17 protein-coding genes are annotated in these 22,278 nt (G+C 65.7%); 4 read left to right on the top strand and 13 right to left on the bottom strand.

Annotated features, from left to right (window positions below; translation table 11 throughout):
- Window positions 1-8 precede the first annotated feature (8 nt).
- The 5 genes from VWY34_RS03490 to VWY34_RS03470 form a co-directional block, all read right to left on the bottom strand.
- Complete coding sequence (locus VWY34_RS03490; protein ID WP_416544854.1) at window positions 9-746, bottom strand: YjbF family lipoprotein; 738 nt, start codon at window positions 744-746, stop codon at window positions 9-11.
- Window positions 743-2,917, bottom strand: coding sequence for a YjbH domain-containing protein (locus tag VWY34_RS03485; protein ID WP_416544866.1), 2,175 nt, complete (start codon window positions 2,915-2,917; stop codon window positions 743-745). The genes VWY34_RS03490 and VWY34_RS03485 overlap by 4 nt, the downstream gene beginning before the upstream one ends.
- A 347-nt stretch (window positions 2,918-3,264) precedes the next feature.
- Window positions 3,265-5,139: a polysaccharide biosynthesis protein gene (locus tag VWY34_RS03480; RefSeq protein ID WP_340547822.1), complete on the bottom strand. Its 1,875-nt coding sequence runs from the start codon at window positions 5,137-5,139 to the stop codon at window positions 3,265-3,267.
- A gap of 513 nt (window positions 5,140-5,652) precedes the next feature.
- On the bottom strand, window positions 5,653-6,264 hold the full coding sequence (locus tag VWY34_RS03475) for a sugar transferase (protein ID WP_340547821.1): 612 nt from the start codon (window positions 6,262-6,264) through the stop codon (window positions 5,653-5,655).
- Complete coding sequence (locus tag VWY34_RS03470; protein ID WP_416544408.1) at window positions 6,261-7,253, bottom strand: NAD-dependent epimerase/dehydratase family protein; 993 nt, start codon at window positions 7,251-7,253, stop codon at window positions 6,261-6,263. Before VWY34_RS03470 ends, VWY34_RS03475 begins: the two co-directional genes overlap by 4 nt.
- A gap of 98 nt (window positions 7,254-7,351) precedes the next feature.
- Between VWY34_RS03470 and VWY34_RS03465 the strand changes: the two genes are divergently transcribed.
- Window positions 7,352-8,491: a polysaccharide biosynthesis/export family protein gene (locus tag VWY34_RS03465; protein WP_416541048.1), complete on the top strand. Its 1,140-nt coding sequence runs from the start codon at window positions 7,352-7,354 to the stop codon at window positions 8,489-8,491.
- Window positions 8,492-8,542: 51 nt separating this feature from the next.
- Here VWY34_RS03465 and rfbA read toward each other — a convergent pair whose 3' ends face one another.
- The 5 genes from rfbA to rfbC all read right to left on the bottom strand — a co-directional run bounded on the left by rfbA (window position 8,543) and on the right by rfbC (window position 12,465).
- Window positions 8,543-9,415 (bottom strand): glucose-1-phosphate thymidylyltransferase RfbA, encoded by an 873-nt coding sequence (gene rfbA, locus VWY34_RS03460; protein ID WP_340547817.1) that lies wholly within the window; start codon window positions 9,413-9,415, stop codon window positions 8,543-8,545.
- Window positions 9,412-10,260: a dTDP-4-dehydrorhamnose reductase gene (gene rfbD, locus VWY34_RS03455; protein WP_340547816.1), complete on the bottom strand. Its 849-nt coding sequence runs from the start codon at window positions 10,258-10,260 to the stop codon at window positions 9,412-9,414. Before rfbD ends, rfbA begins: the two co-directional genes overlap by 4 nt.
- Window positions 10,257-10,730, bottom strand: coding sequence for a metal-dependent hydrolase (locus VWY34_RS03450; protein WP_340547815.1), 474 nt, complete (start codon window positions 10,728-10,730; stop codon window positions 10,257-10,259). Before VWY34_RS03450 ends, rfbD begins: the two co-directional genes overlap by 4 nt.
- Window positions 10,731-10,854: 124 nt before the next feature.
- Window positions 10,855-11,907, bottom strand: a complete 1,053-nt coding sequence (rfbB, locus tag VWY34_RS03445; RefSeq protein ID WP_416544409.1) for a dTDP-glucose 4,6-dehydratase — start codon at window positions 11,905-11,907, stop codon at window positions 10,855-10,857.
- A 3-nt stretch (window positions 11,908-11,910) separates the two neighbouring features.
- Window positions 11,911-12,465, bottom strand: a complete 555-nt coding sequence (rfbC, locus tag VWY34_RS03440) for a dTDP-4-dehydrorhamnose 3,5-epimerase (protein WP_416544410.1) — start codon at window positions 12,463-12,465, stop codon at window positions 11,911-11,913.
- 211 nt (window positions 12,466-12,676) lie between these two features.
- Here rfbC and VWY34_RS03435 point away from each other — a divergent pair, with 211 nt between their 5' ends.
- Both VWY34_RS03435 and VWY34_RS03430 read left to right on the top strand, forming a co-directional pair.
- Complete coding sequence (locus tag VWY34_RS03435) at window positions 12,677-14,128, top strand: M10 family metallopeptidase C-terminal domain-containing protein (RefSeq protein ID WP_416544411.1); 1,452 nt, start codon at window positions 12,677-12,679, stop codon at window positions 14,126-14,128.
- Window positions 14,129-14,553: 425 nt separating this feature from the next.
- The gene (locus tag VWY34_RS03430) at window positions 14,554-15,900 is read left to right on the top strand and encodes a M10 family metallopeptidase (protein WP_416544412.1); all 1,347 of its coding nucleotides are present in this window, start codon (window positions 14,554-14,556) and stop codon (window positions 15,898-15,900) included.
- Window positions 15,901-15,995: 95 nt separating this feature from the next.
- Here VWY34_RS03430 and VWY34_RS03425 read toward each other — a convergent pair whose 3' ends face one another.
- Window positions 15,996-18,182, bottom strand: coding sequence for a calcium-binding protein (locus VWY34_RS03425; protein WP_416544413.1), 2,187 nt, complete (start codon window positions 18,180-18,182; stop codon window positions 15,996-15,998).
- A gap of 278 nt (window positions 18,183-18,460) precedes the next feature.
- Here VWY34_RS03425 and VWY34_RS03420 point away from each other — a divergent pair, with 278 nt between their 5' ends.
- On the top strand, window positions 18,461-19,729 hold the full coding sequence (locus tag VWY34_RS03420; RefSeq protein ID WP_416544414.1) for a DUF2793 domain-containing protein: 1,269 nt from the start codon (window positions 18,461-18,463) through the stop codon (window positions 19,727-19,729).
- A gap of 16 nt (window positions 19,730-19,745) precedes the next feature.
- On the opposite strand, the gene VWY34_RS03415 is transcribed toward VWY34_RS03420, so the two are convergent.
- Complete coding sequence (locus VWY34_RS03415) at window positions 19,746-21,167, bottom strand: mannose-1-phosphate guanylyltransferase/mannose-6-phosphate isomerase (RefSeq protein ID WP_416544415.1); 1,422 nt, start codon at window positions 21,165-21,167, stop codon at window positions 19,746-19,748.
- Between the two features lie 126 nt (window positions 21,168-21,293).
- A partial coding sequence (gene fcl / locus VWY34_RS03410) for a GDP-L-fucose synthase (RefSeq protein ID WP_416544416.1) occupies window positions 21,294-22,278 on the bottom strand: 985 nt, incomplete at its 5' end.

Genomic DNA, 22,278 nt, shown 5'->3' with positions numbered 1-22,278 from the left:
GGGCCGGATCAGCCGCCGGTGGTCAGCTGACGGATGCGCAGATAGCCCACATTGGGGCCTGCCCATTGGCGCGACTGCCAGACCCGGCCGCTGCGCGAATCTACCCAGTAGTCATTGACGATCTCGCCGCCGCGCCCCGGCTGGCTGGGCTGGCAGCGTTCCTCGATGTGGCGGGTCGGGTAGCGCAGCTCCACAATGACAACCGGATCAGCCCCGAGATCGCGGCGGCTGCAGAGCATGTCGAGCTGCCAGGCGTCATTGTCCAGCCCGCGGATATGATAGCGCCGGGCGCCGCTGCGCAGAGGTCCACCGGTCTCCCCCGCCACCAGGGCGGAGCTGGACAGGATGTCATTGCCAAGGTTGCGGGTGGCCACCAGAACGCCGTTGCGCAGGGTCAGGCTGATATTATCCTCGGTGCGCCAGACCGCCACCGTGCCGGGGCTGTCATCGCGGCGCAGCTGCTGGCGCGACAGATAGGCAAAGACGCCGTTTTTCTCGATGGTGACCTCGATATAGGGGTCCTTGATCTCATCCAGACCGGCGCGGGTCAGCGGCGGGCGCGCGGCCGGATCCGCCCGGCGCCCGGCCAGCCGGGCGCCAACCCGGTCCGACAGGTTGCGCAGCAGTTCGACCTGCAGGGGCGGCGCGTCCGGTCCGCGGCTGCAGGCGGTCAGCGCCAGCAGCCCCAGCAGGGCGACAAACGGGGCCAGACGCCCCCGGGGGTGACCCGTTGCAGACATCATCATTCCCAGATCCTCGCCCGTTGCCGGGTCAGCTGCGCGCGGTGGGCCTCGCGGATTTGTCCATAAAGCCGGTCGGGGACATGCACCCGCTGGCCACCATCCCGCTGGGTCGGGCGCACCACCATGCCAAATGTATTGCGGCTGGGTTTGCCCAGAAGCCAGTCCAGCGGGATGCTGAAGCGGAAGCCCTTGTCAAAGGAGCCTTCGCCAAAATCCTCGGAGGAGACATCGGTGAGGGTAAAGAAGCCGCCGACCCGCCAGCCATTGGCAAATTCGCGGTCCAGGCTGAAGGTGGCGCCATAATCGCCGGCCAGATAGCGCCCGGCATCCACCTGCATATGGTAGCCTTTGTCGAGCTGGTAATAGGCCGAGGCATGGCCGGTGAAGGTCTTGTAATCGCGAAACGACAGCCGCTGATCGTAATCGCGCTGCACCACGTAGTTGGTCTCAATCCCAAGCGCCAGACGGCTGGAGACCGGTTTCCACAGCAGCTCTCCCGAGACGCCGCCAAACATGCTTTCAAACAGGCCGACGGTGCTGCGGGCATAGAGATCCCGCCCCATCTGCCATTGCTTCGTGACATAGAGGTTTTTCAGCGTGGTGCCGAATTGGGCATATTCCCTCGCATCTGTCCGCACCCGTGGCAGCACCGAATTGGAGGCGCGCCCGTCTGCCACATTGCCCCAGACCCGCTGGCGGAGGGTGCCCGCGATGCGCCAGCCCGGGGCGGGCGCATAAGAGGCCTTCAGATCCACCCCCACATCCAGCCGGAACGGCAGATCCGGGTCAAAATAGGACGGCGCGGTATAGGGGCTGATGGAGGTGGAAAACGCCGGGTAGAGATCCTGCGCGACCAGCGCCTCCCCGGCCAGCGGGCCTGCCTCCTGCAGGCCGGTCACCGCCCAGAGCGCCTCGGTGGCGTCGGGGTGATGTTCCAGCGCCTCCAGATCGCTGCGCCGGATCACCACCTGCGACAGCGCCAGCCCACCGCGCATCGGCACGATTTTCAGCGTCTCCACCGAGGGCGGCAGCAGCCGTGCCATGGCGCGGGCGGCGCGGCCGATGGCCAGGGTCTGGGCGCGGTAGCGGGGATTGCGATAGCGCAGCTCGGCCTCGGTGCCATCTGCGGGCAGGGTCAGCGCTTCAAGAATGAGCCCATCCTGTTGCAGCGCCGCGCTCATCAGATCCCGCAGGGTGGTCTTGGCGCGGGTGCTCCGGGCCCAGTCGCGGCTCCAATGGGCCTCCTCGGTGGCCCAGCTGCTGCGCGGCGCCACCGGCACCGGCGCGCTCACCCGCATCGGCTGGGGGGGGTGTTTCGGATTGAGCTGGATCTGCGCGGTCACCCCCAGTTCCGAGCCATAGAGGTAATAGGCCCCCAGCCGCAGCCCCGGTCTGGCCTGGTATTCGGCGCCGAAGCTGAAGGAGGATTTGCGCTCAAACACATTCGGAGCGCCGGTCTCCAGCACATAGGCATCGGAGGAATATTCCGCCTTCAGCCCCCAGCGGTCATTGGGCAGCCATTCGATGCCTGCAAAAGGCGCCATCTCGCCGCGAAACCACTGGTCATAGGACAGTTCACCGCCGGTACTGCCGGCCGTGAACCCCGGTCTGCTGCCGGCCAGGCTGCCGATGGATCCGCTGGTGCCCAGGCGTCCCCAGCCCAGACCGGCGGTCAGCTTCAGCCGCCCGGCCCCGCTGCGATGGCTGAGGGCGGGGGTGTCAAAATTCTTGGTGGCGACGATATATTCGCCGGCATAAATCCCGGTGCCGGCAAAATCCTGCAGGCCCAGGGTCACGGCCGGACGATAGCGCCCCTCGCGCAGCAGCCGCAGCCGCACGTCAAAGCCGCGGTCATAATAGGTGGAGAAGCCGGCAATCTGCGCGCCATTGGTCTGGATGCCATTGTAGCGGAACGCGGCGCTGAGCCAGGGCGTGGCCTGAAAGGTCAGATTGTAGCGGGCCTGACCGCCAAACCAGGAATAGGTGGCGGCAAACTGCCCGTCCGGCAGCATTTCGGCGCTTGGCATGTCCACCAGACCGGGGGAGCCGTAGAAATTGAGGCTGGGGGCGGGCAGCGGTTTGAAGCGCGGGGCCTCCGGCTTGGGCGCGGTGAGCGCATCCTGCGCCTGTGCGGCCCCTGCACCCAGACCCGGACTGAGACCCAGCACAGCCACACAGGCAGAGGGCAGAAGCACCGAAGCGCGGAGAGATCGAAGAGCAAAGATCACGGGCGGGCTGCCTTGTTGTCTGGTCGGGGCTTCGGAGGGTCCGAGAATCGGCGGGCCGATCCGCAGCTCTGCGCCCCGGGGGCGCGGTTGGCCCGGTTAGACCACAAAAGCCGCAGGCGGATCAACGATCTGGCCAGCGCCGACGCCTGCCGGAGATCGACCTGTGACCGGCAAACTATAGTGTCTGCGCATTCCTCCCGATGACCGCTCCCCAGTTCCCGCCCCCAGTTGCCATCCCCGGTTGTCGGCGCTGTCCGTCAGCGCGACGGGCGCTGTGACAGGACACCGGGTCGTCAGGAGGTCTTGCGCGCCTCTTCGGGGGTGCGGTAGCCCTCGACCCAGCGTTTGATCAGCGCCCGGGCCGCGCCTTCGTCTCCTGCTGCCACTGCCTGGCGCAATCCGCGGATCAGCGCGGCGACCTCGATTTCCGACAGCACCGCCTCACGGGCGCAGAAGATCTTCTGATGGCGGGTGGTGATCAGGTCCGAACTCAGCGTCAGCTCTTCCTGCATCTTTTCGCCGGGGCGCAGCCCGATGATCTCGATGGCGATATCGCCGTCGGGATCCTCATCGTCGCGCACCGAATAGCCGGCACTTTCGATGACCTGACGGGCCAGCTGCAGGATCGAGATCGGCTCGCCCATGTCGAGCACAAAGACCTCGCCGCCAAGCGCCTCGGCGCCGGCCTGAAGCACCAGCTGCACCGCCTCGCGGATGGTCATGAAATAGCGTTTGACGCGCGGATCGGTGACGGTGACCGGCCCGCCGCGGCTGATCTGCTCCTGAAACAGCGGCACCACCGACCCCGAGGAGCCGAGCACATTGCCAAAGCGCACCATGGTGAAGATGGTGCCGGGATTGCGGGTGGCCAGATCCTGCACCACCAGTTCCGCCATCCGCTTGGAGGCGCCCATCACATTGGTCGGGCGCACCGCCTTGTCCGAGGAAATCAGGATAAAGCGTTCCACCCCGCTGCGCGCCGCCGCGCGGGCCAGGGTTTGCGTGCCAAAGACATTATTGGCCAGACCGGGCAGCGGGTTGGCCTCCACCAGCGGCACATGTTTATAGGCCGCCGCATGCAGCACCACCTGCACGCCGTGATCGGCCAGCACCATGCGCACCTGGCGCGGATCGGTGACCGAGCCCAGCACCGGCACCAGGTCGATACCGGTGCCTTCCAGCTGCTGCTCCAGCTCCTGATGGATGGTGTAAAGCGCCAGTTCCGACAGCTCGTAGAGCACCAGTTTGCGCGGCCGGCAGGCCAGCACCTGACGGCAGAGTTCGGAGCCGATGGACCCGCCGGCGCCGGAGACCAGCACCACCCGGTTCTGATAGGACCCGCTGGCCTCCTGCAGGGGCACATCGCGGGTGGCCCGACCGAGGAAATTCTGCGGCGCGACGGGTGTCAGCTTGTCCACCAGCGCCTCTTCGCCGATGAGCTGGGCAAAGGAGGGCAGCGCCTGTACCTCCAGCCCGATCCGCTGCAGGCGCTGAATGATCTGGGCCTGTTTCGGCTGGCTCTGCGAGGGCATCGCCAGCAGCACCCGTTTGACCTGGCGGGCCTCGGCCAGCTCGGCGATGCGGGCGGGCGGGAACACCGGCAGCCCCACCAGCGTCACCCCCTGCAGCGAGGTATTGTCATCGACAAAGGCGACAGGATCAATGCCGTCATGGGCCTTCAGCGCCTGGGCCAGCTGGGCGCCGGTGGTGCCGGCCCCGTAGATCAGCACCCGGCAGCGCGGCTGGGCGCGCCGGTAGATCGCCACCACCACCTGATAGAGCAGCGCCCGCGCGGCCAGAAGGCAGAGAAAATAGGTGGTGGCAAAAACCACATGGGTGCCGGGCGGCAGATCCGGGCCAAACAGCAGCGTCAGCCCCGCCGTGGCTGCGGCGGTGATCGAGGCCAGCAGCGCGGTCAGCCCGACGGCATGGCGCTCATAGGCGTTGAGCTGCACCTTGGGCAGCCCCAGCCACAGCGCCACCGCCGCCGCCAGCGCCAGCACATAGGGCAGCACCGGCAGCATGGCCGCCAAGGTGGCCAGCGCCGATCCCGGCAGCGGCAGCACCAGAAAGGTCAGGAACAGCGCCAGCGGGATCAGGGTGAGATCAATGGTGAGAAAGATATAGGATTTCTGTTTGCGTGACAGCGCACTGATCAGATTGAACATCCCTGGCCGTCCCCGCTTCCAGTCCCCGGTGGCCGCCTGCAGTCCGGGGCGGCCCGTCGATATGTCCCGATGTCGCGCCGAAGTCACCCCGATGCACATCGTTTCAAATGTGTTTTTATCAATCCCCGCAGCAGGTCCCCGGACCCTCATGCGCTGGGTCTCTCTGGCTGCGGGCCTATGTTTCTTTGGTCCAACCTTCGGGCCCTGTCCAGGAAATCCAGCCTGAAACATCCAAAGGTCATCCGAAGATCACTTTAGACCCATTTAGGGGCTAATACAAAACCGCAACCAGCAAAAAAGCGCCGCCTGCCGGTGATTTGCCCGGTGATTTGCCCGTTTTGCCGCGCCGGTGACCTGCCCCGAGCCTTGATGCCGGTTCTGAAGGCCCCGGTGCCGCCGGAGTGGCGGAGGTGGCGGGTCCCCTGCCGCTCGGGGGGGGGGGGCGATATGGGCCCGTCCGGCGGGAAACGGCCGCTCCGGGGGGCGAATCATCGGATCCCCGCAGACCTGTTCTCAGCCGCGCCGGAACAGGTTGCCGATGGTCTGAAACACCAGGTCAAAATCGTAACACATGCTCTGGTGGCGCTGGTAGATCAGGTCCAGCCGCGCCTTCATCGGCACGCAGAGGCGGGAATAGACCTGATCGGTTTCCTCGGCGGTGGTGCAGCGCGCCAGCAGGGCGGCCTCATGCCGGTGATAGGTGATCGAGGCCAGGCCGGTGACGCCGGGGCGCGATTTCAGCACCCGGGCATAGAGGTCGGGGTTGGCCTCGACATATTGGCGCAGCGGCGGGCGCGGCCCGACAAAGGAGAGATCCCCCTTGAGGATGTTCCACAGCTGCGGAAACTCATCCAGCCGCCGGGCGCGCAGCCAGGCGCCTGTTTTGGTGATGCGGGCCGATTTGTCGCCGCCGGAGACGCCGGTATCCTGGTCCACCACCTGCATGGTGCGCAGTTTCCACAAGGCAAAGGGCTGATCGACGCCCTTCATCCGCTCGGCCACATAAAACAGCGGGCGGCCTTCCTTCAGCAGCAGCCAGGCCATCAGCGCCAGCAGCACCGGGCCCAGCACCACCACCAGAAGGCTGGCAAAGAAGAGATCAAAGAGGCGTTTGCGCCAGGTCATATGCGGGGATCCTTATCGGAAACGGAAGGGGACAACAGGCCCAGTCCGCGCGCCTCGGCCACCAGATCAGCCGCTGTGGCAACAGGCAGGCAAGCTGGCAGATCTGCGGCGGGTGCAGGCTCTGGCGTCAAAAGCCCGATCAGCCGGCTGACGTCAAGCTGCACCTCGGCAATGGCGTCACCCGGCGCGGGCCTGCGGGCAAACTCCAGCCCCGCCGCCTGCAACAGATCGCCCATTGCCACCAGCCCGGGCTGGGCGATGTTCAGCACCTGTGGCAGCGCCGGGCTGGCGATCAGGGCGGCCAGCACCTCGGCCAGGGTCCGCGGGCCGATATAGCTGCGCCGCGGCGTCTGCCCATCGGCAAATTGATCCAGGCAGAACCCGGCCCGCCAGCCACCAAGAATGGCATCAAAGCCGGCAATATTGCCAATCCTGAGCAGGGTGACATCCAGTCCCAGCTCTGTGGCGCGGGCGCAGGCGGCCTGTTCCATCTCGGCCTTGGCGGCGCCATAGGGGGCCAGCGGCGCCAGCGGGGTGTCTTCCCGCAGCGGGCCGGGGGTCGCGCCATAGACCGCCGCCGAAGAGGCCAGCAGCACCCGTGGCGCCCCTGCCCCTGCTCCTGTCCCTGCTCCTGCGTCGCGCGCCCGCGCGGAGGCCTCCAGCGCAGCCAGCGCCAGGTCGCGATGCTGCACCAGCTGGCCCGCCCTCAGATCGCCGCCCGCCGTGCCGCCGGGCACCGGCCCCGCCAGGCAGAGGATCGCCGCACAGCCCACCGCCGCCTGCAGCAGCGCTTCGGGCTCTGCCAGCGGCTCGAAAACATGCCAGCCCCGGCCGTCGGGACCGGTCCCGACAGGCGGGCGGCGGCGCTGCCAGCGCAGCCCCTGCTCCGGCCCGCTCCACTGGCTGTGCAGGAGCCCGCCGATCCGCCCCGAGGCGCCCATGATCAATACCGGAGCCAATACGGGGATCAATATGGGTGGAAAACGCATCAGCCCCCCTGTTACCGTTGCCCTTGCGGTTGACGCAGTCTGCATGCCCAGTATCTTGCGGAGAACAAAAATCAAGCCGTTTTCGGACAAGGACTCTCATGCGCCGCCTCACCCTCCTGCTTGCCGCTCTTGGCCTTGCCCTGTTGCCGGCCGCCTGTGGCCGCCTGCCCGGTGGCGCTCCCGCCAGCGAAGAGATCCTGAAAACCGCCGATGATGCGGATGCCGATTTTGCCCTTTATCCGGTGACCCGCGCCTTTCTGCCCACCGTGGCGCATTGGCCCGAAACCGGACCGCAGAGCGGCGGCGGCCAGAGCGGCAAGCGCCCGCTGAAATGGATCGGCGCCACCCGAGGCGCCAAGACCCAGATCATCCAGCCCGGCGACCTGCTGACCCTGCGGATCTGGGACAGCAGCGACAATTCCCTGCTGACCTCGCCTGAAGAGAAAATGGTGCAGCTGCAGGATGTGACGGTGGCGGCCAATGGCAGCATCTTCATGCCCTATGTGGGCAATGTGAACGTCAACGGGCTGACCCCGGATCTGGCCCGTGAAAAACTGCAGCGCGAGCTGGAAACCATTGTTCCCTCAGCCCAGCTGCAGCTCGATATGACCGAAGGCCGCAGCAATTCGGTGGATCTGGTCAGCGGCGTCACCACCCCCGGCACCTACCCGATGCCCGATCGCAATTACACGGTGATGGGGCTGATCGCGGCCGGCGGTGGCATCAGTGCCAGCCTCAACAACCCGCAGATCCGCCTGGTGCGCGGCAGCAGCATCTATGGCACCTCGGTGGAGGCTTTGCTCAATGATCCGCGCCGCGACACGCTGCTGCGCGGCGGTGACCGGGTGTTTGTGGAAGAGGATGCGCGCTATTTCCTGTCCTTTGGCGCCACCGGCCGTGAGGATCTGCACACGTTCACCAAGGATCAGATGTCGGCGATGGATGCGATGTCGGTTGCCGGCGGGTTTCAGGACAGCCGCGCCGATCCGCAGGGCCTGCTGGTGCTGCGCGAATACCCCGACAGTGCGCTTGCCCCCGGTCAGCGCGGCCCGCGCCAGGCGCGGGTGGTCTTTACCCTTGATCTCACATCGGCCGACGGGTTGTTCTCGGCCCGCCGCTTCCAGATCAATTCCGGCGACCTGCTGATCGCCACCGAGGCACCAGTGAACGACGCGCTGACCATCTCCAATATCATCGGCAATTTCTTCGGCGTCTTCAGCCGCGCCGGGGTGCTCTGATCGGCGCCTGCTGCTGCGCCCCGCCTGAGGCGGAGCCGTGTCGCGCTCTGATCAGTCCAGCAGCCGTTCCAGATAGGCACCATAGGCGTTTTTGGCGAACATCTCGGCGCGGGTGCGCAGCTGGTCGGCGCTGATCCAGCCCGCCTCATAGGCGATTTCCTCGGGGCAGCCGGTCTGCAACCCCTGGCGTTCCTGCAGGGTGCGCACGAAATTGCCGGCATCCAGCAGCGAGCCATGGGTGCCGGTGTCCAGCCAGGCATAGCCGCGGCCCATGGTCTCCACCCGGAGGGCGCCTTCGTCCAGATACATCTGCAACAGATCGGTGATCTCCAGCTCACCACGTGGGCTGGGGGTGACCTGCCGCGCCCGCTGCGGCGCGCTGCCGTCCAGGAAATACAGCCCCGTCACCGCATAGTTCGACGGCGGCACGGCGGGTTTTTCGATGATCTCGCGGGCGCGGCCCTCGGCGTCGAAATCCACCACGCCATAGCGTTCGGGATCGGCCACGTGATAGCCAAAGACGGTGCCGCCGCTGGTCTGCGCATCCGCCGCCGCCAGCAGTTTCGGCAGGCCATGGCCAAAGAACACATTGTCCCCCAGCACCAGCGCCGAGGGGGCGCCGGCCAGGAACTCTTCGGCCAGCACAAAGGCCTGTGCCAGACCGTCCGGGCTGGGTTGCTCCACATAGGTGAGATGAACGCCCCACTGGCTGCCATCGCCCAGAAGCCGGGTGAACTGATCCTGATCCTGCGGCGTGGTGATCACGCAGATCTCGCGGATGCCCGCCAGCATCAAGACCGACAGGGGATAATAAATCATCGGCTTGTCATAGAGCGGCAAGAGCTGTTTGCTGACCGCCATGGTGATCGGATAAAGCCGCGTGCCCGAGCCACCGGCCAGAATGATACCCTTACGTGCTGTCATGCCTGCGCTCCCAGATCCTTCAGAATATCCCTCAGCCCGGCCCGCCAATCCGGGCGTGTGATGCCAAAGACCTTCTCCAGCGTGCTGCAATCCAGCCGTGAGTTCAACGGTCGCCGCGCCGGAGTCGGATAGGCCGTACTGGGAATTTCCGCCACCGCACAGGGGAGTTTCGCCTCGGCGAAAATCTCGGTGGCGACCCCGGCCCAGCTGGTCTCGGGCTGGCCTGCAAAATGATAGGTGCCGGATTTTTCCGGCGCCGTCATCAGCTGGCGGGCGATCTCCACGCAGGCCGCCGCAATGGCCCGGGCCGGGGTCGGCGCGCCGATCTGATCGGCCACCACACGCATCCGGTCGCGGTCCTGGCCGAGCCGCAGCATGGTCTTGACGAAATTGCTGCCATGGGCCGAGACCACCCAGGAGGTGCGCAGGATCACATAAGCCCCCCCGGCCAGGCGCACGGCGGCCTCCCCGGCCTGTTTGGACCGCCCATAGGCATTGACCGGCGCCACCGGCTCATCCGGGTGCCAGGGGCTGCTGCCCTTGCCGTCGAAAACATAATCGGTGGAGAGGGTGACAAAGGGAATGCCCAGCATGGCGCAGGTCTCGGCCATGACGCCCGGGGTGCTGCCATTGATCACCGTGGCCAGGTCCTCTTCCGCCTCGGCCCGGTCCACAACCGTATAGGCCGCCGCATTGATCACCGCGGCAGGGGCATGGGCGCGGATCATCTCGGCGCAGGCCGCAGGATCCGTGAGATCCGCCTGATCGCGGCCGAGGCAGAGAATATCATCATGCGCCGCCAGTTCCCGCGCCACCTGGCCGGTCTTGCCAAAAACGAGGATCATATACGGCTTCCTTTATGCCATAGATACAAGGCTGTAGCCCAGATAGCCAGTTCCAGAACAAAGGTCCAATGCAGCAGAAAGGACAAAACCCAATGAGGCTGGCTGGCTGGTATCTCCACCAGCGTATAGAGATGATCATTAAGCGGCGCGCCCCACAGGATGCCGCCACCGATGGTGTCCAACACCATATGCAGGAAGAGGGCGGCAAAGAACACCAACGCCGGGAGCAGCAGGGGGCGGGCAAACAAGGCCAAAACCGGCATAATCAGAGCCGCAATAGCCCCCCAGAAAGCGGGCACATGGACCCAATAGCGGTGATGATGAATGCTGCCCTGATCCACGAAATGGAACCACAGCATGTCAAAATCCGGCAGCACCGCGCCAATGAGCGCGGCGGGCATCAGCAGCCGGTGCTTCTCAGGCGCCAGCCGTGCCAGAACATAGCCGGAGGGCAGATGCGCGGTCAGCATGAGGGAGCGCTATCCGGAAGAAATACCGCCCGACCGTTAGGCCGGGCAGCGCCCGACCCTCCCCACGGGAGGGCGCTTCGCACCCGCCCAGGCTCGGGCGCTGCCCTTTGTGGTCTATCTGCCGTCACTTTCCCGTCCCCAACCGCTGGCCAACCCCGTCGCGGCTTTGCAGCGCGCGCCACCAGGCCTCATTGTCGAGATACCATTGCACCGTGCGCGCCAGCCCTTCCTCCACGGTGACGCTGGGCCGCCAGCCCAGTTCATCGCGGATACGGGAAGGGTCGATAGCATAGCGGGCATCATGGCCCGGCCGGTCGGTCACAAATGTGATCTGGTCCTTGTAAGATCCCCCGTCATCCCGGGGCCGTTTCTCGTCGAGGATCGCACAGAGCGTCTCGACCAGCTCCAGATTGCTGCGCTCATTCTCGCCGCCGATATTGTAGCTGCGCCCCACGCGCCCCTCGGACACCACCAAGAGCAGCGCATCGGCGTGATCCTCCACATAAAGCCAGTCGCGCACATTGGAGCCATCGCCATAGATCGGCAGCGGCCTGCCTGCCAGCGCATTGAGGATCACCACCGGGATCAGCTTTTCGGGGAAATGAAAGGGACCGTAGTTGTTCGAACAATTGGTCAGCACCACCGGCAGCCCATAGGTCTCATGCCAGGCGCGCACCAGATGGTCGCTGGCGGCTTTGCTCGCGGAATAGGGCGAGCGCGGATCATAGCGGGTCTCTTCGGTGAACAGCACATCAGGGTCGGCAGGCAGGCTGCCATAGACCTCATCGGTGGAGATGTGATGGAACCGGAAGGCCTCCGGGCGGCCCGCCTCGCTCCAGTATTTCCGCGCCGCTTCCAGCATCTGATAGGTGCCGGTGATATTGGTCTCGATGAAATCCCCGGGGCCGTCGATGGAGCGGTCGACATGGGATTCCGCGGCCAGATGCATCACCACATCCGGGTGATGTCGGGCAAAAACAGTGTCTAATGCGGCGCGATCACGGATATCGACCTGCTCAAAGGCATAAAGCGGGCTGTCCGCCACAGCCGCCACATTGTCCAGACAGGCGGCATAGGTCAGCGCATCGAGGTTCACCACCTGATGGCCGCGCGCCACCGCCAGTCGGACGACGGCCGAGCCGATGAACCCAGCCCCACCTGTCACCAAAATCTTCATCTCTTATCCTTCCCACACGAAGGGGCTGTCGAAATCTTCAAACCGGGGCGCCTTGGCGTCCTTGTCGGACAGGACCGGGCTGCCGTCAAACCCCCAGGTGATGCCGCAGCTGTCCCAGGCCACCCCGCCGTCACACTCCGGCGCGTAGTAATCATTGCATTTATACAGCACCTCGGTGTGCGGCAGGCGGGTGATGAACCCATGCAGGAACCCGGCCGGGATCAGCAGCTGGCGCCCGTTTTCCGCCGACAGCTCCACCCCGGTCCAGCGCCCATAGGTGGGCGAGCCCTTGCGGATATCCACCGCCACATCAAACAGCGCCCCCTGGCCGCAGCGCACCAGCTTGGCCTGAGCATGGGGCGGCGCCTGGAAATGCAGCCCGCGCAGGGTGCCCGGCTCCATCGACAGCGAATGATTGTCCTGCACAAAATCGAAATTGAGCCCCGCCTCGGCCATCCGCGCCCGGTTCCAGCATTCGGAGAAAAACCCCCGTGCATCGCCAAACCGCGCCGGTGTCAGGATCTTCACCCCCGGCAGGTCCGTGTCCTCAATCTGCATGTCCTCTCCCCCCGATCTGCTGCCGTGGTCCTGTCCTCTGTCCTAACGCCCAGACGCCGGTGATGCCACGGGAAAGGCACATATTGTGGTCCCAACCCACTCTGCGGCTGCCTGACAGCGGGGCCATATGGGATTTCATGAACAATTAAAGGTTTGGACACAGCGCCCTGCTAGGCTCCCCGGAAACGGGCTCATAGCAGGCAGGGATGATATGCCGATATATCAGGATTACCGCGCAGTTTTGATAGATGACGCCACCGGCTGGCATGATGGCTCCGGCGTCATTCGCTATCAGTTCATCACCTCGGTGCCGGATTATTACGACTATGACCCGATCTGGGGAGATTATGACGTCGGCGGAGAATACCTGCCCGAGGGGGCGACGGTGAACATGGACCCCGCCGAACGGCAGATGATGTTGCAGGCGGTCGCAGCCTGGAACGAGGTGGCCAATCTCAACCTGATGCCCGCCGAGGGCGGGATGGCGGATCTGACCTTTGCCAGTGCCCATTTCGCCGATGACGGGCTGTTCGGCTTCATTTCCGATTTTCCCGAACCGGCTGATCTGGGCCGTACCCCGTCGCTGGCCGGGGATCTCTGGATCAACAACAGCAACCCCGATCAATATGTGCCAAACATCGGACCCATACTGGGGCATACCAGCTGGAACACCTATCTGCATGAGCTGGGCCATGCGCTGGGGCTGCGTCATCCCAATGAGCAGCCCGACAACCCCGACACCAGCGGCCAGTTCACGGTGATGTCCTATGTCGCCCATCCGGGCGAGGCGGATCTGAGCTATGACGCGCAGGGCTGGGCGCTGACCCCGATGCTCTGGGACATGCAGGCGCTGCAGGCGCTTTACGGCGCCAATACAAGCACCCGCACCGATGCCACCAGCTATTTCGGGGCCGGCGACGGGCGTGGCGGCCAGGCCTATCAATACGGGGCGGATGAGATGACGCTGCGCGGTGCGGATGGGGTGGCGCGCAATGTCAGCCTGACCATCTGGGATGCCGGCGGCACGGATCTGATCGACGCCTCCGATCTTGGCAGCAACAGCCGGATCGACCTGCGCCCGGGGCAGTATTCCACCATCGGCAGCCTTGAGAACAATGTCGCCATGGCCGCCGCGGTCCGGGTAGACGGGCGTACCGTCAACCTGATCGAGGACGCCTGGGGCGGGGTCGGCAATGACCATCTGATCGGCAATGGCGCCGCCAATACGCTGGTCGGCAACGCCGGGCGCGACACGCTGGCCGGCGCACGCAACAGCGATGTGCTGATCGGCGGGCAGGGCAGCGACCGGCTGCAGGGCGGCAAAGGCCATGACCTGCTGGAGGGCGGGCGCGGACGCGACACGCTGAAAGGCGGCGCCGGGCAAGATACGCTGGAAGGCGGCGGCGGCAATGACCGCATGGCCGGGGGACGGGGCGCGGATGTCTTTGTGTTCTCACAAGGGGCCGATGTGGTGATTGATTTTCAGGGCAACGACCGGATCGACATGGCTGCTGCCACCGGGGTGCTGGATTTTGCCGATCTGCGCGACAACCACCTTGAGGAAGACGGCGCGAATCTGGTGATCCGGGATCAGGACGGCCAGTCCCTGACCCTGCTCAACACGGCATTCGGTGATCTTGCGGCGGATGATTTCCTGTTCTGAGGGCGCCTCGGACCGCCGCCTTCAGCACCGATCCCTCTATCGCCAGACCTTCTGTCAGAAGATGAAAGCATCAGCCGGCAGGCCCCTGTCCTCAATCTGCAGGGATGCGCTCTGCTGGGCTCCCCTGCGCGCACGCTGCCAGAGCGGGCTTCTCTTATAATCTGCCCTCCCCTCAGTGTCCCGGATATCCCACGGTGGAGGGACAAAGAGGCGGATTTCTGGCGCCTCTGTTCCAGGTGCGGATCTCTGCCCGCCATGGGTACCGCCGCGCGGCCGTCCTTGCGGGGTGCGGCACCGTGCCCCTTTCCCCTGAGTGACCCAAGGGAATGCCGCCTCTGGCAAAAAATCTACTATTGCGAGATCTTTATCTACAATATGCACGTTTAACGTGAGTCTTGTTTCATTACAGATGGAAAGCAGATCCCATGCCGTTATATCAGGATTACCGCGCCCTTTTGGTCAGCAACACCGATGGCTGGCACGACGGGGATGACACGATCTCTTATGGCTTTGTGAGCCAGGTGCCAGGCTATTACCCCTATGACCCGGCCTTTGACGACTATGCTGTCAGGGCAGGCTATATCCCGGCCAGCGCCTCTGTTGCGATGGATGCGCGGCAACAGGCGCTGATGCTACAGTCAGTGGCAGCCTGGAACGAGGTCGCCAATGTCAATCTCACCCCTGCCGGACCCGGGGATGTGCTGGATATCGCCTTTGCCAGCTACGGGTTTGACAACACCGGTCTCTTTGGCTTTGTCGCCAATTTTCCCGATGCAGATGATCTGGGCACGGAGGCCTCTATGGCCGGGGATCTCTGGATCAACAGCAGCAACCCCAATCAATATGTGCCGGGCATCGGCCCGATACTGGGGCATACCAGCTGGAACACCTATCTGCATGAGCTGGGCCATGCGCTGGGGCTGCGTCATCCCAATGAGCAGCCCAGCGACGCGGCCACCAACGGCCAGTTCACGGTGATGTCCTATGTCGCCCATCCGGGCGAGGCGGATCTGAGCTATGACGCGCAGGGCTGGGCGCTGACCCCGATGCTCTGGGACATGCAGGCGCTGCAGGCGCTCTACGGCGCCAATACAAGCACCCGCACCGATGCCACCAGCTATTTCGGGGCCGGCGACGGGCGTGGCGGCCAGGCCTATCAATACGGGGCGGATGAGATGACGCTGCGCGGTGCGGATGGGGTGGCGCGCAATGTCAGCCTGACCATCTGGGATGCCGGCGGCGCGGATCTGATCGACGCCTCCGATCTTGGCAGCAACAGCCGGATCGACCTGCGCCCGGGGCAGTATTCCACCATCGGCAGTCTTGAGAACAATGTCGCCATGGCCGCCGCGGTCCAGGTAGACGGGCGCACCGTCAACCTGATCGAGGACGCCTGGGGCGGGGCTGGTGATGACCTGCTGATCGGCAATGAGGCCGCCAATACGCTGGTCGGCAACGCCGGGCGTGACACGCTGAAAGGCGGCGCCGGGCAGGACAGGCTGGAGGGCGGCGAGGGCAATGACCGCATGGCAGGAGGCCAGGGCGCCGATGTCTTTGTGTTTTCGCAAGGGGCCGATGTGGTGATTGATTTTCAGGCCGAAGATCGCATCGACATGTCCGCCGCCACCGGGGTGCTGAATTTTGCCGATCTGCGCGAGGATCACCTCGAGATCCGCAACGCCGATCTGGTGATCCGGGATGACAACGGCTGGTCCCTGACCCTGCAGAACACCGCGTTCGAGGATCTCAGGGCGGATGATATCCTGTTCTGAGGGCCCGGCCCGTCAAGCTCTGAGCAGGTTCCGGGCACGTCCAGGAACCTGCTCTTGGAGCGGCCCTCTGCCTATTTCCGACAGCCGATAGCGGATCAGAAGATAAAGTCATCGGCCGTCAGGTCTGCGGCGATCTGATCGAGCAGCAGGATCTCCCCCGCCCCGGTCTGGATCAGCGTATCCTCGCCCTGCTGCTGCAGGCGCAGATCCCCCAGATCCTCGGCGATGCCCGCCCGCGCCAGACGTCCAAGGTGGATCACATCCACTCCTTGCGTGAAATCGCGGATCCGGTCGCTGCCGTGGCCCGCCCCAAAGACAAAGACATCGGCACCCTGGCCGCCCACCAGAAGATCATTGCCGCCGCCGCCATCCAGCGTGTCATTGCCCTTCTGGCCAAACAGCTTGTCCCGGCCGCTCTGGCCCAGCAGCCGGTCGCCCTGGGCACCGCCGCGCAACAGGTCGTTCTGGCCGCCGCCGCGCAGCAGATCCGCATCGGATCCGCCCAGCAGCCGGTCGCCGCCGCGTCCGCCATCCAGCGTGTCACGGCCAGCCCCGCCCACCAGAAGATCGCGCGCGCCCTGCCCCAGCAGCACGTCATTGCCCGCCTCGCCGCGCAAACGGTCGCCGCCCTGACCGCCCAGCAGCCGGTCATGGCCCGCATCGCCCCAGAGACTGTCGCGCCCGTCGCCACCCAGCAGCGTGTCATTGCCCCCCAGCCCGTTGATCTGGTCGCCGACGCTGCGCGCAGCAATCCGGTCGGCGCCGCCGCTGCCATAGCGCATCGGATCCGGCGCCTCTGCGGGGGGCAGCATCCGGTCGGCAAAGACAAACCCCCCGGCAAAAAGATCCGCCGCATCCAGACTGCCGCCATCGACGCTTTGCACCACAACCTCGGTGCGGCTGCCATCCGCTGCCTGATGGGTGATCACGGCGCCATCGCTGCGGCTGCGGATCTGCAGCCCATCCAGGCTGCGCAGCCCGTCAAACCCCGACAGATCCAGACTGTCCTGCCCGGTCTCGAAATCACTGATGCGCAGGCTGCCACTGCGCCCCTCCTCGGCCGGGCGCAGCACGAAGACATCCGCCCCCGCGCCGCCGCTCAGCACTGCACCGATGCCGCCCGCCAGCACATCCGCCGCGCCGGTGCCGCTGATCCGGCCGCCGGCGGTGGTGATCACATCGCCCAGCTCTGCCAGCGGCAGGGTGAACTGCGACAGCCCCTCGGCCGTGCCGGAGCTGGCAAAGATCTGCAGATCCCCCCCCACCACCGCCGCCGCCAGCGCGGTGACATTCTCCAGCCCCAGCCCGGCCTCGCCGGCATTGCTGGCATGGGCGAGGCTCGTGACATGCACCAGCTGGCCCTCCGGCAGGATCCGAAACAGCGCCAGTCCGTCGTCGCTGCCCGCCGCCAGCACCAGCATCTCGCCGGCGACCTCGACCACCTCCAGCGCGGTGACCCCGCCAAAACGGGTGGCGGCGGTGTCCAGCACATGATCGCTCAGGCTCATCTGACCATCGCGCCCCAGCGCAATCAGGCTGAGCGAGCCGCTGCCCGCCGCCGCCAGCACCGCCCAGCTGCTGCCAAAGGCGGAGAAGCTCTCCACCGCGGTCGGTTCGGCCAGCCCCAGCCCATCCGCCGCGCCAAGGCTGTCGGCCACCTGCAAAGCGCCGCTCTGCGGATCGATCCGGTAGCTCAGCAGCCCCTGTTCAATCCGGTCGGCCAGCAACAGCAGCTGCGCGCCGCCGCCCAGGTCCGCCAGCTCCAGCGCCACCGCGCCGGGGCGGTCATAGGCCGCCGCGCCGCCCGCCTTGGCCACCTCCGCGCCGCCCGCCCCCAGCTGCCAGCCGCTCAGCCGGCCATTGGCCAGCCCGTAGACCACCGATCCCCCGCTGCCCAGGCTGCCAACCACCGTGGCGTCCAGCCCCGCAGCCCCCGCCCCCGGCAGGCTGTCCTGCTGCTGCGCCGACAGCTGGCCATTGCCGCTGATCTGATGAAACGCCAGGGCGCTGCGGGTGCTGCCCTCGACCAGCAAACGCGTCTCGCCGCCGATCTCGGCCAGGGTCGCCTCGCCCCCCGCCAGCCCCAGCGCGCGATGATAGACCGTATCGCGCAGAACCGGCGTGCCGCCTCCCAGGCTGTAGCTGGCAATGCCGCCATTCAGCCCGCTGACCGCAAACAGCTGCACCGCGCCATTGGTGCCCTGATGGATTTCCAGATCGCGCAGATCGCTGTCCAGCAGCAGATCATTGGCTCCGAACCGTCCTGCAAATCGTAGATCCATCTGTGTTGCTCCCGCGCTACCTGATCACCAGACCCGCCGGAGTTGCATTTCCGGGGGCAGGATCAGCCTCACGGGGAGAGGCGGCGGCAGAGCGGACGGGAATGGGGCAGAAACGCGGCTATTGTTTACATATTGAAGACAATCCCCACGGTCAGGCGCGGAGGAAACAGTCGCCCCCCCGCAAAAGGGGTGTTGCAGAGCGGGCGCGCGCCCCCTTAGGGGCCGGGTGATCCGACTGGGGCATTCTGGCGCCATCCCCGCGATCAGGAGCCGCCAGAATGCCAGACATCACCCCAGACACCCTGCCCCAGACCACCCCTCTTCTTGCCCTGCCCTATCTGATGCCCGCCCAGGCGCAGAAACATGTGACCCATAACGAGGCGCTGCGCATGCTGGATGCGCTGGTGCAGCTGCGGCTGGAGGCCATTGACGCCACCACCCCGCCCGCAAACCCGGCCGAAGGTGCGGCCTATGGGCTGGCCGACAGCCCGGCCGATGCCTGGGCCGGTCAGGGCGGGCGGCTGGCGATCTGGCAGGATGCCGCCTGGCAGTTCCTGACGCCGCAGCCCGGCTGGCGCGCCTGGGTGCCGGCGGATCAGGCGCTGCGGGTCTGGGATGGCACCCAATGGCAGCTGCCGCCACTGAGCGGCGACCGGCTCGACCGGCTGGGCATTGCCACCGATGCCGATGCCACCAACCGCCTGTCCCTGCGCAGCCCCGCCAGCCTGCTCAGCCATGATGGCGGCGGCCACCAGCTGAAGATCAACAAGGCCTCGGGCGGCGATACCGCCAGCCTGCTGTTTCAGTCGAACTGGACAGGCCATGCCGAGATGGGGCTGGCGGGCAATACCGATTTCACCGTGAAACTCTCTCCCGATGGCAGCAATTGGGAGGCCGCCATGGTGCTGAAATCCGCCAATGGACGTGCCGGCTTTGGCACCTATGATCCCGGTGCCCGTCTGGAGATCAGCGGCGATGACAGCACGCTTCTGGCGCTCACCGCGACGGGCAGTTCGCAGGATTATCTGACCGCCGGCGATGGCAGCGGCGCGATGTTCCGCCTGGCCCAGAATGGCAATGGCTATTGCGATGGCGCCTGGACCGGCGGTGGCGCGGATTATGCGGAATTCTTCGAATGGGAGGATGGCAACCCGGACGGAGAAGACCGGCGCGGCCTCGCGGTGGTGATGGCGGGTGACCGGATCCGCGCCGCAAGCCCCGGCGAGACGCCGATCGGGGTGATTTCCACAACCCCGTCGATCCTCGGCAATGACGACGGCGGGCGCTGGCAGGGTCGCAGCCTGCGCGATGGCTTTGGCGCCATGCTGCGCGATGCCGGCGGCGCGCCCTGCCTCAACCCGGCCTATGACCCCACCCGCCCCTATCGCAGCCGCGCCGAACGTGCGGAATGGGCCATGGTCGGGCTTCTGGGCCGGCTGCGCCTGCGCACAGGCCAGCCCACCGATCCCCGCTGGATCCGCCTGCGCGCCCTGCCCGCCAGCCAGGACACCCCCGCCGAAGGGCTGGAGGAATGGCTGATCCGTTAGCCAGGGCAGGCGGTTGTCACTTGCGGGCGTAGATATCCTCGTAGCGGATGATGTCATCCTCGCCGAGATAGCTGCCGGTCTGCACCTCGATGAGGACCATCGGCACCTTGCCGGGGTTCTCCATCCGGTGCACCGCGCCCAAGGGAATATAGACCGACTGGTTTTCGCTCACCAGCTGTACCCTGTCATCCACCGTCACCTTGGCGGTGCCTTCGACCACGATCCAATGTTCCGAACGGTGGTGATGGCTCTGCAGGCTGAGCGCCGCGCCGGGGTGGACATGGATGCGTTTCACCTGGAACCGTTCGCCCACCACCAGGCTCTCAAACCAGCCCCAGGGCCGGTGATCCTTGGGGAAGGCCTCGGCCTGGCGGGCGGATTTCGCCTTCAGCGCGCTGACCGCCTGTTTGACGTCCTGCGCGCGGGAGGCATGCGCAACAAGCACCGCATCGGGCATTGCCACGGCAATCACGTCTTTCAGCCCGATGCCGACAACCTCCAGCCCGTCATCCTCCGAGCGCAGCAGGCTGTTGCTGCACTCAATGGCGGTGGCGCGGCCCTGGGTGACAATGCCATCGCCATCCGGCCCGCTTTCGCGCCAGACCGCATCCCAGCCCCCCAGATCGGACCAGCCGCCCGCATAGGGCACCACGGCGAGATTCTCTGCCCGCTCCATCACCGCATAGTCGATGGAGATATCCGCAGCCCCGTCCCAGGCGTCCGGGTCCAGCCGCAGAAAGCCCAGATCCGGCTCTCCCTGATCCACGGCGCCCTGCACCGGCGCCATCAGATCCGGCGCATGGGTCTCAAAGGCGGCGATGATCGCCTTCACCGAAAACAGGAAGATGCCTGCGTTCCACAGGAACTGACCGGAGGCCAGCATATCCTCGGCGGTGGCCAGATCCGGTTTCTCGACAAAGCGTTTCAGACCGATCACCTTGGGGCTGAAATCACCGGGATCGCCATCCAGTTCGAGATAGCCATAGCCGGTCTCGGCCCGGTCCGGTTTGATCCCGAAGGTGACCAGCTGGCCTGCCCGCGCCGCCGGTTCCGCCGCCGCCACCGCCGCACGAAAGGCCGCCGCATCGGGCACCACATGATCCGAGGGCGCCACCAGCATCAGCCCGTCAGGATCGCGCGCCCGCAGCCAGAGGGCCGCCGCCAGCACCGCAGGCGCGGTGTTGCGTCCCGCCGGTTCGATCAGAATGGCGCCCGGATCAATGCCCGCCTCGGCCAGCTGTTCGGTGACAATGAAGCGGAAATCCGAATTGGTCAGCACCATCGGGGCGGCAAACCCCTCGCCCGACAGGCGCAGGGCGGAGGCCTGAAACAGCGTGGTCTCCCCCACCAGGGGCACAAATTGCTTTGGGTAGCTTTTGCGCGACAGCGGCCACAGCCGTGTGCCCGAGCCGCCGCACAGAAGAATGGGGGTGATCATGAGCTGTCCCTTTCCGACCGGTCTGCGGGTCTTAATCTGACCTGTTTGAGGCAAATCTCTGCCCATTTTTCAGGCCATCTCCCTGTCTTTTCTGGACCTTTTTTGCGGCGATGGCCAGCGGGCAGGTTATTTGCTGCGCAGGCTGGCCTGATCCTGCTGCAGATACCACGCATAGGTCTGGGCAATCCCGTCGCGCAGCGCGATCTTGGCCTGCCAGCCCAGCCGGGCCAGCCGCGAGACATCCATCAGCTTGCGCGGGGTGCCGTCGGGCTGCTCCGGGTTGGTCCGGATCTCGCCGTCAAACCCCACCACCCCGGCCACTATTTCGGCCAGCTCCAGGATCGAGATATCCTGCCCGCAGCCGACGTTGATATGGCTCAGCATCGGGCTGGTTTCGCGCTGGTAGGTCGCCGGGTCCAGATCCAGCACAAACAGCGAGGCCGCCGCCATGTCATCCACATGCAGGAATTCGCGCCGCGGCGTGCCGGTGCCCCAGATCGTCACATGATCCTCGCCCGCCCGCACCGCCGCATCAAAACGGCGAATGAGCGCCGGCAGAACATGGCTGTTTTCGGGGTGGAAATTGTCGCCCGGCCCATAAAGATTGGTCGGCATCACCGAGCGGTAGTCGCGACCATATTGGCGGTTGTAACTTTCGCAGAGCTTGATGCCCGCGATCTTGGCAATGGCATAGGGCTCATTGGTGGCCTCCAGCCGATCCGTCAGCAGCGCCGCTTCGGCCATCGGCTGGGGGGCATGTTTGGGATAGATGCAGCTGGATCCCAGCTGCAACAGCCGCTCAACCCCATGCTGATGGGCGGCATGGATCACATTGCATTCGATCATCAGGTTTTCATAAATGAAATCCGCCGGATAGGTGTTATTGGCATGGATGCCGCCCACTTTGGCCGCCGCCAGCACCACCTGATCGGGGCGTTCTGCGGCAAAAAATGCCTGCACCATGGCCTGATCGGTCAGATCCAGCTCGGCGCTGGTCCGGGTGATCAGCTGGATGTCGTCTCCGGCCGCGCGGCGCGCCTGCAAACGGCGCAGGATGGCGCCCCCCACCATGCCACGGTGGCCGGCCACATAGATTTTCACAGCGCTGGTG

This window comes from Phaeobacter sp. JH20_02 (genome assembly GCF_048056915.1).
Lineage (GTDB): Bacteria > Pseudomonadota > Alphaproteobacteria > Rhodobacterales > Rhodobacteraceae > Phaeobacter > Phaeobacter bryozoorum.
This window is presented reverse-complemented; position numbering and strand designations above follow the sequence as displayed.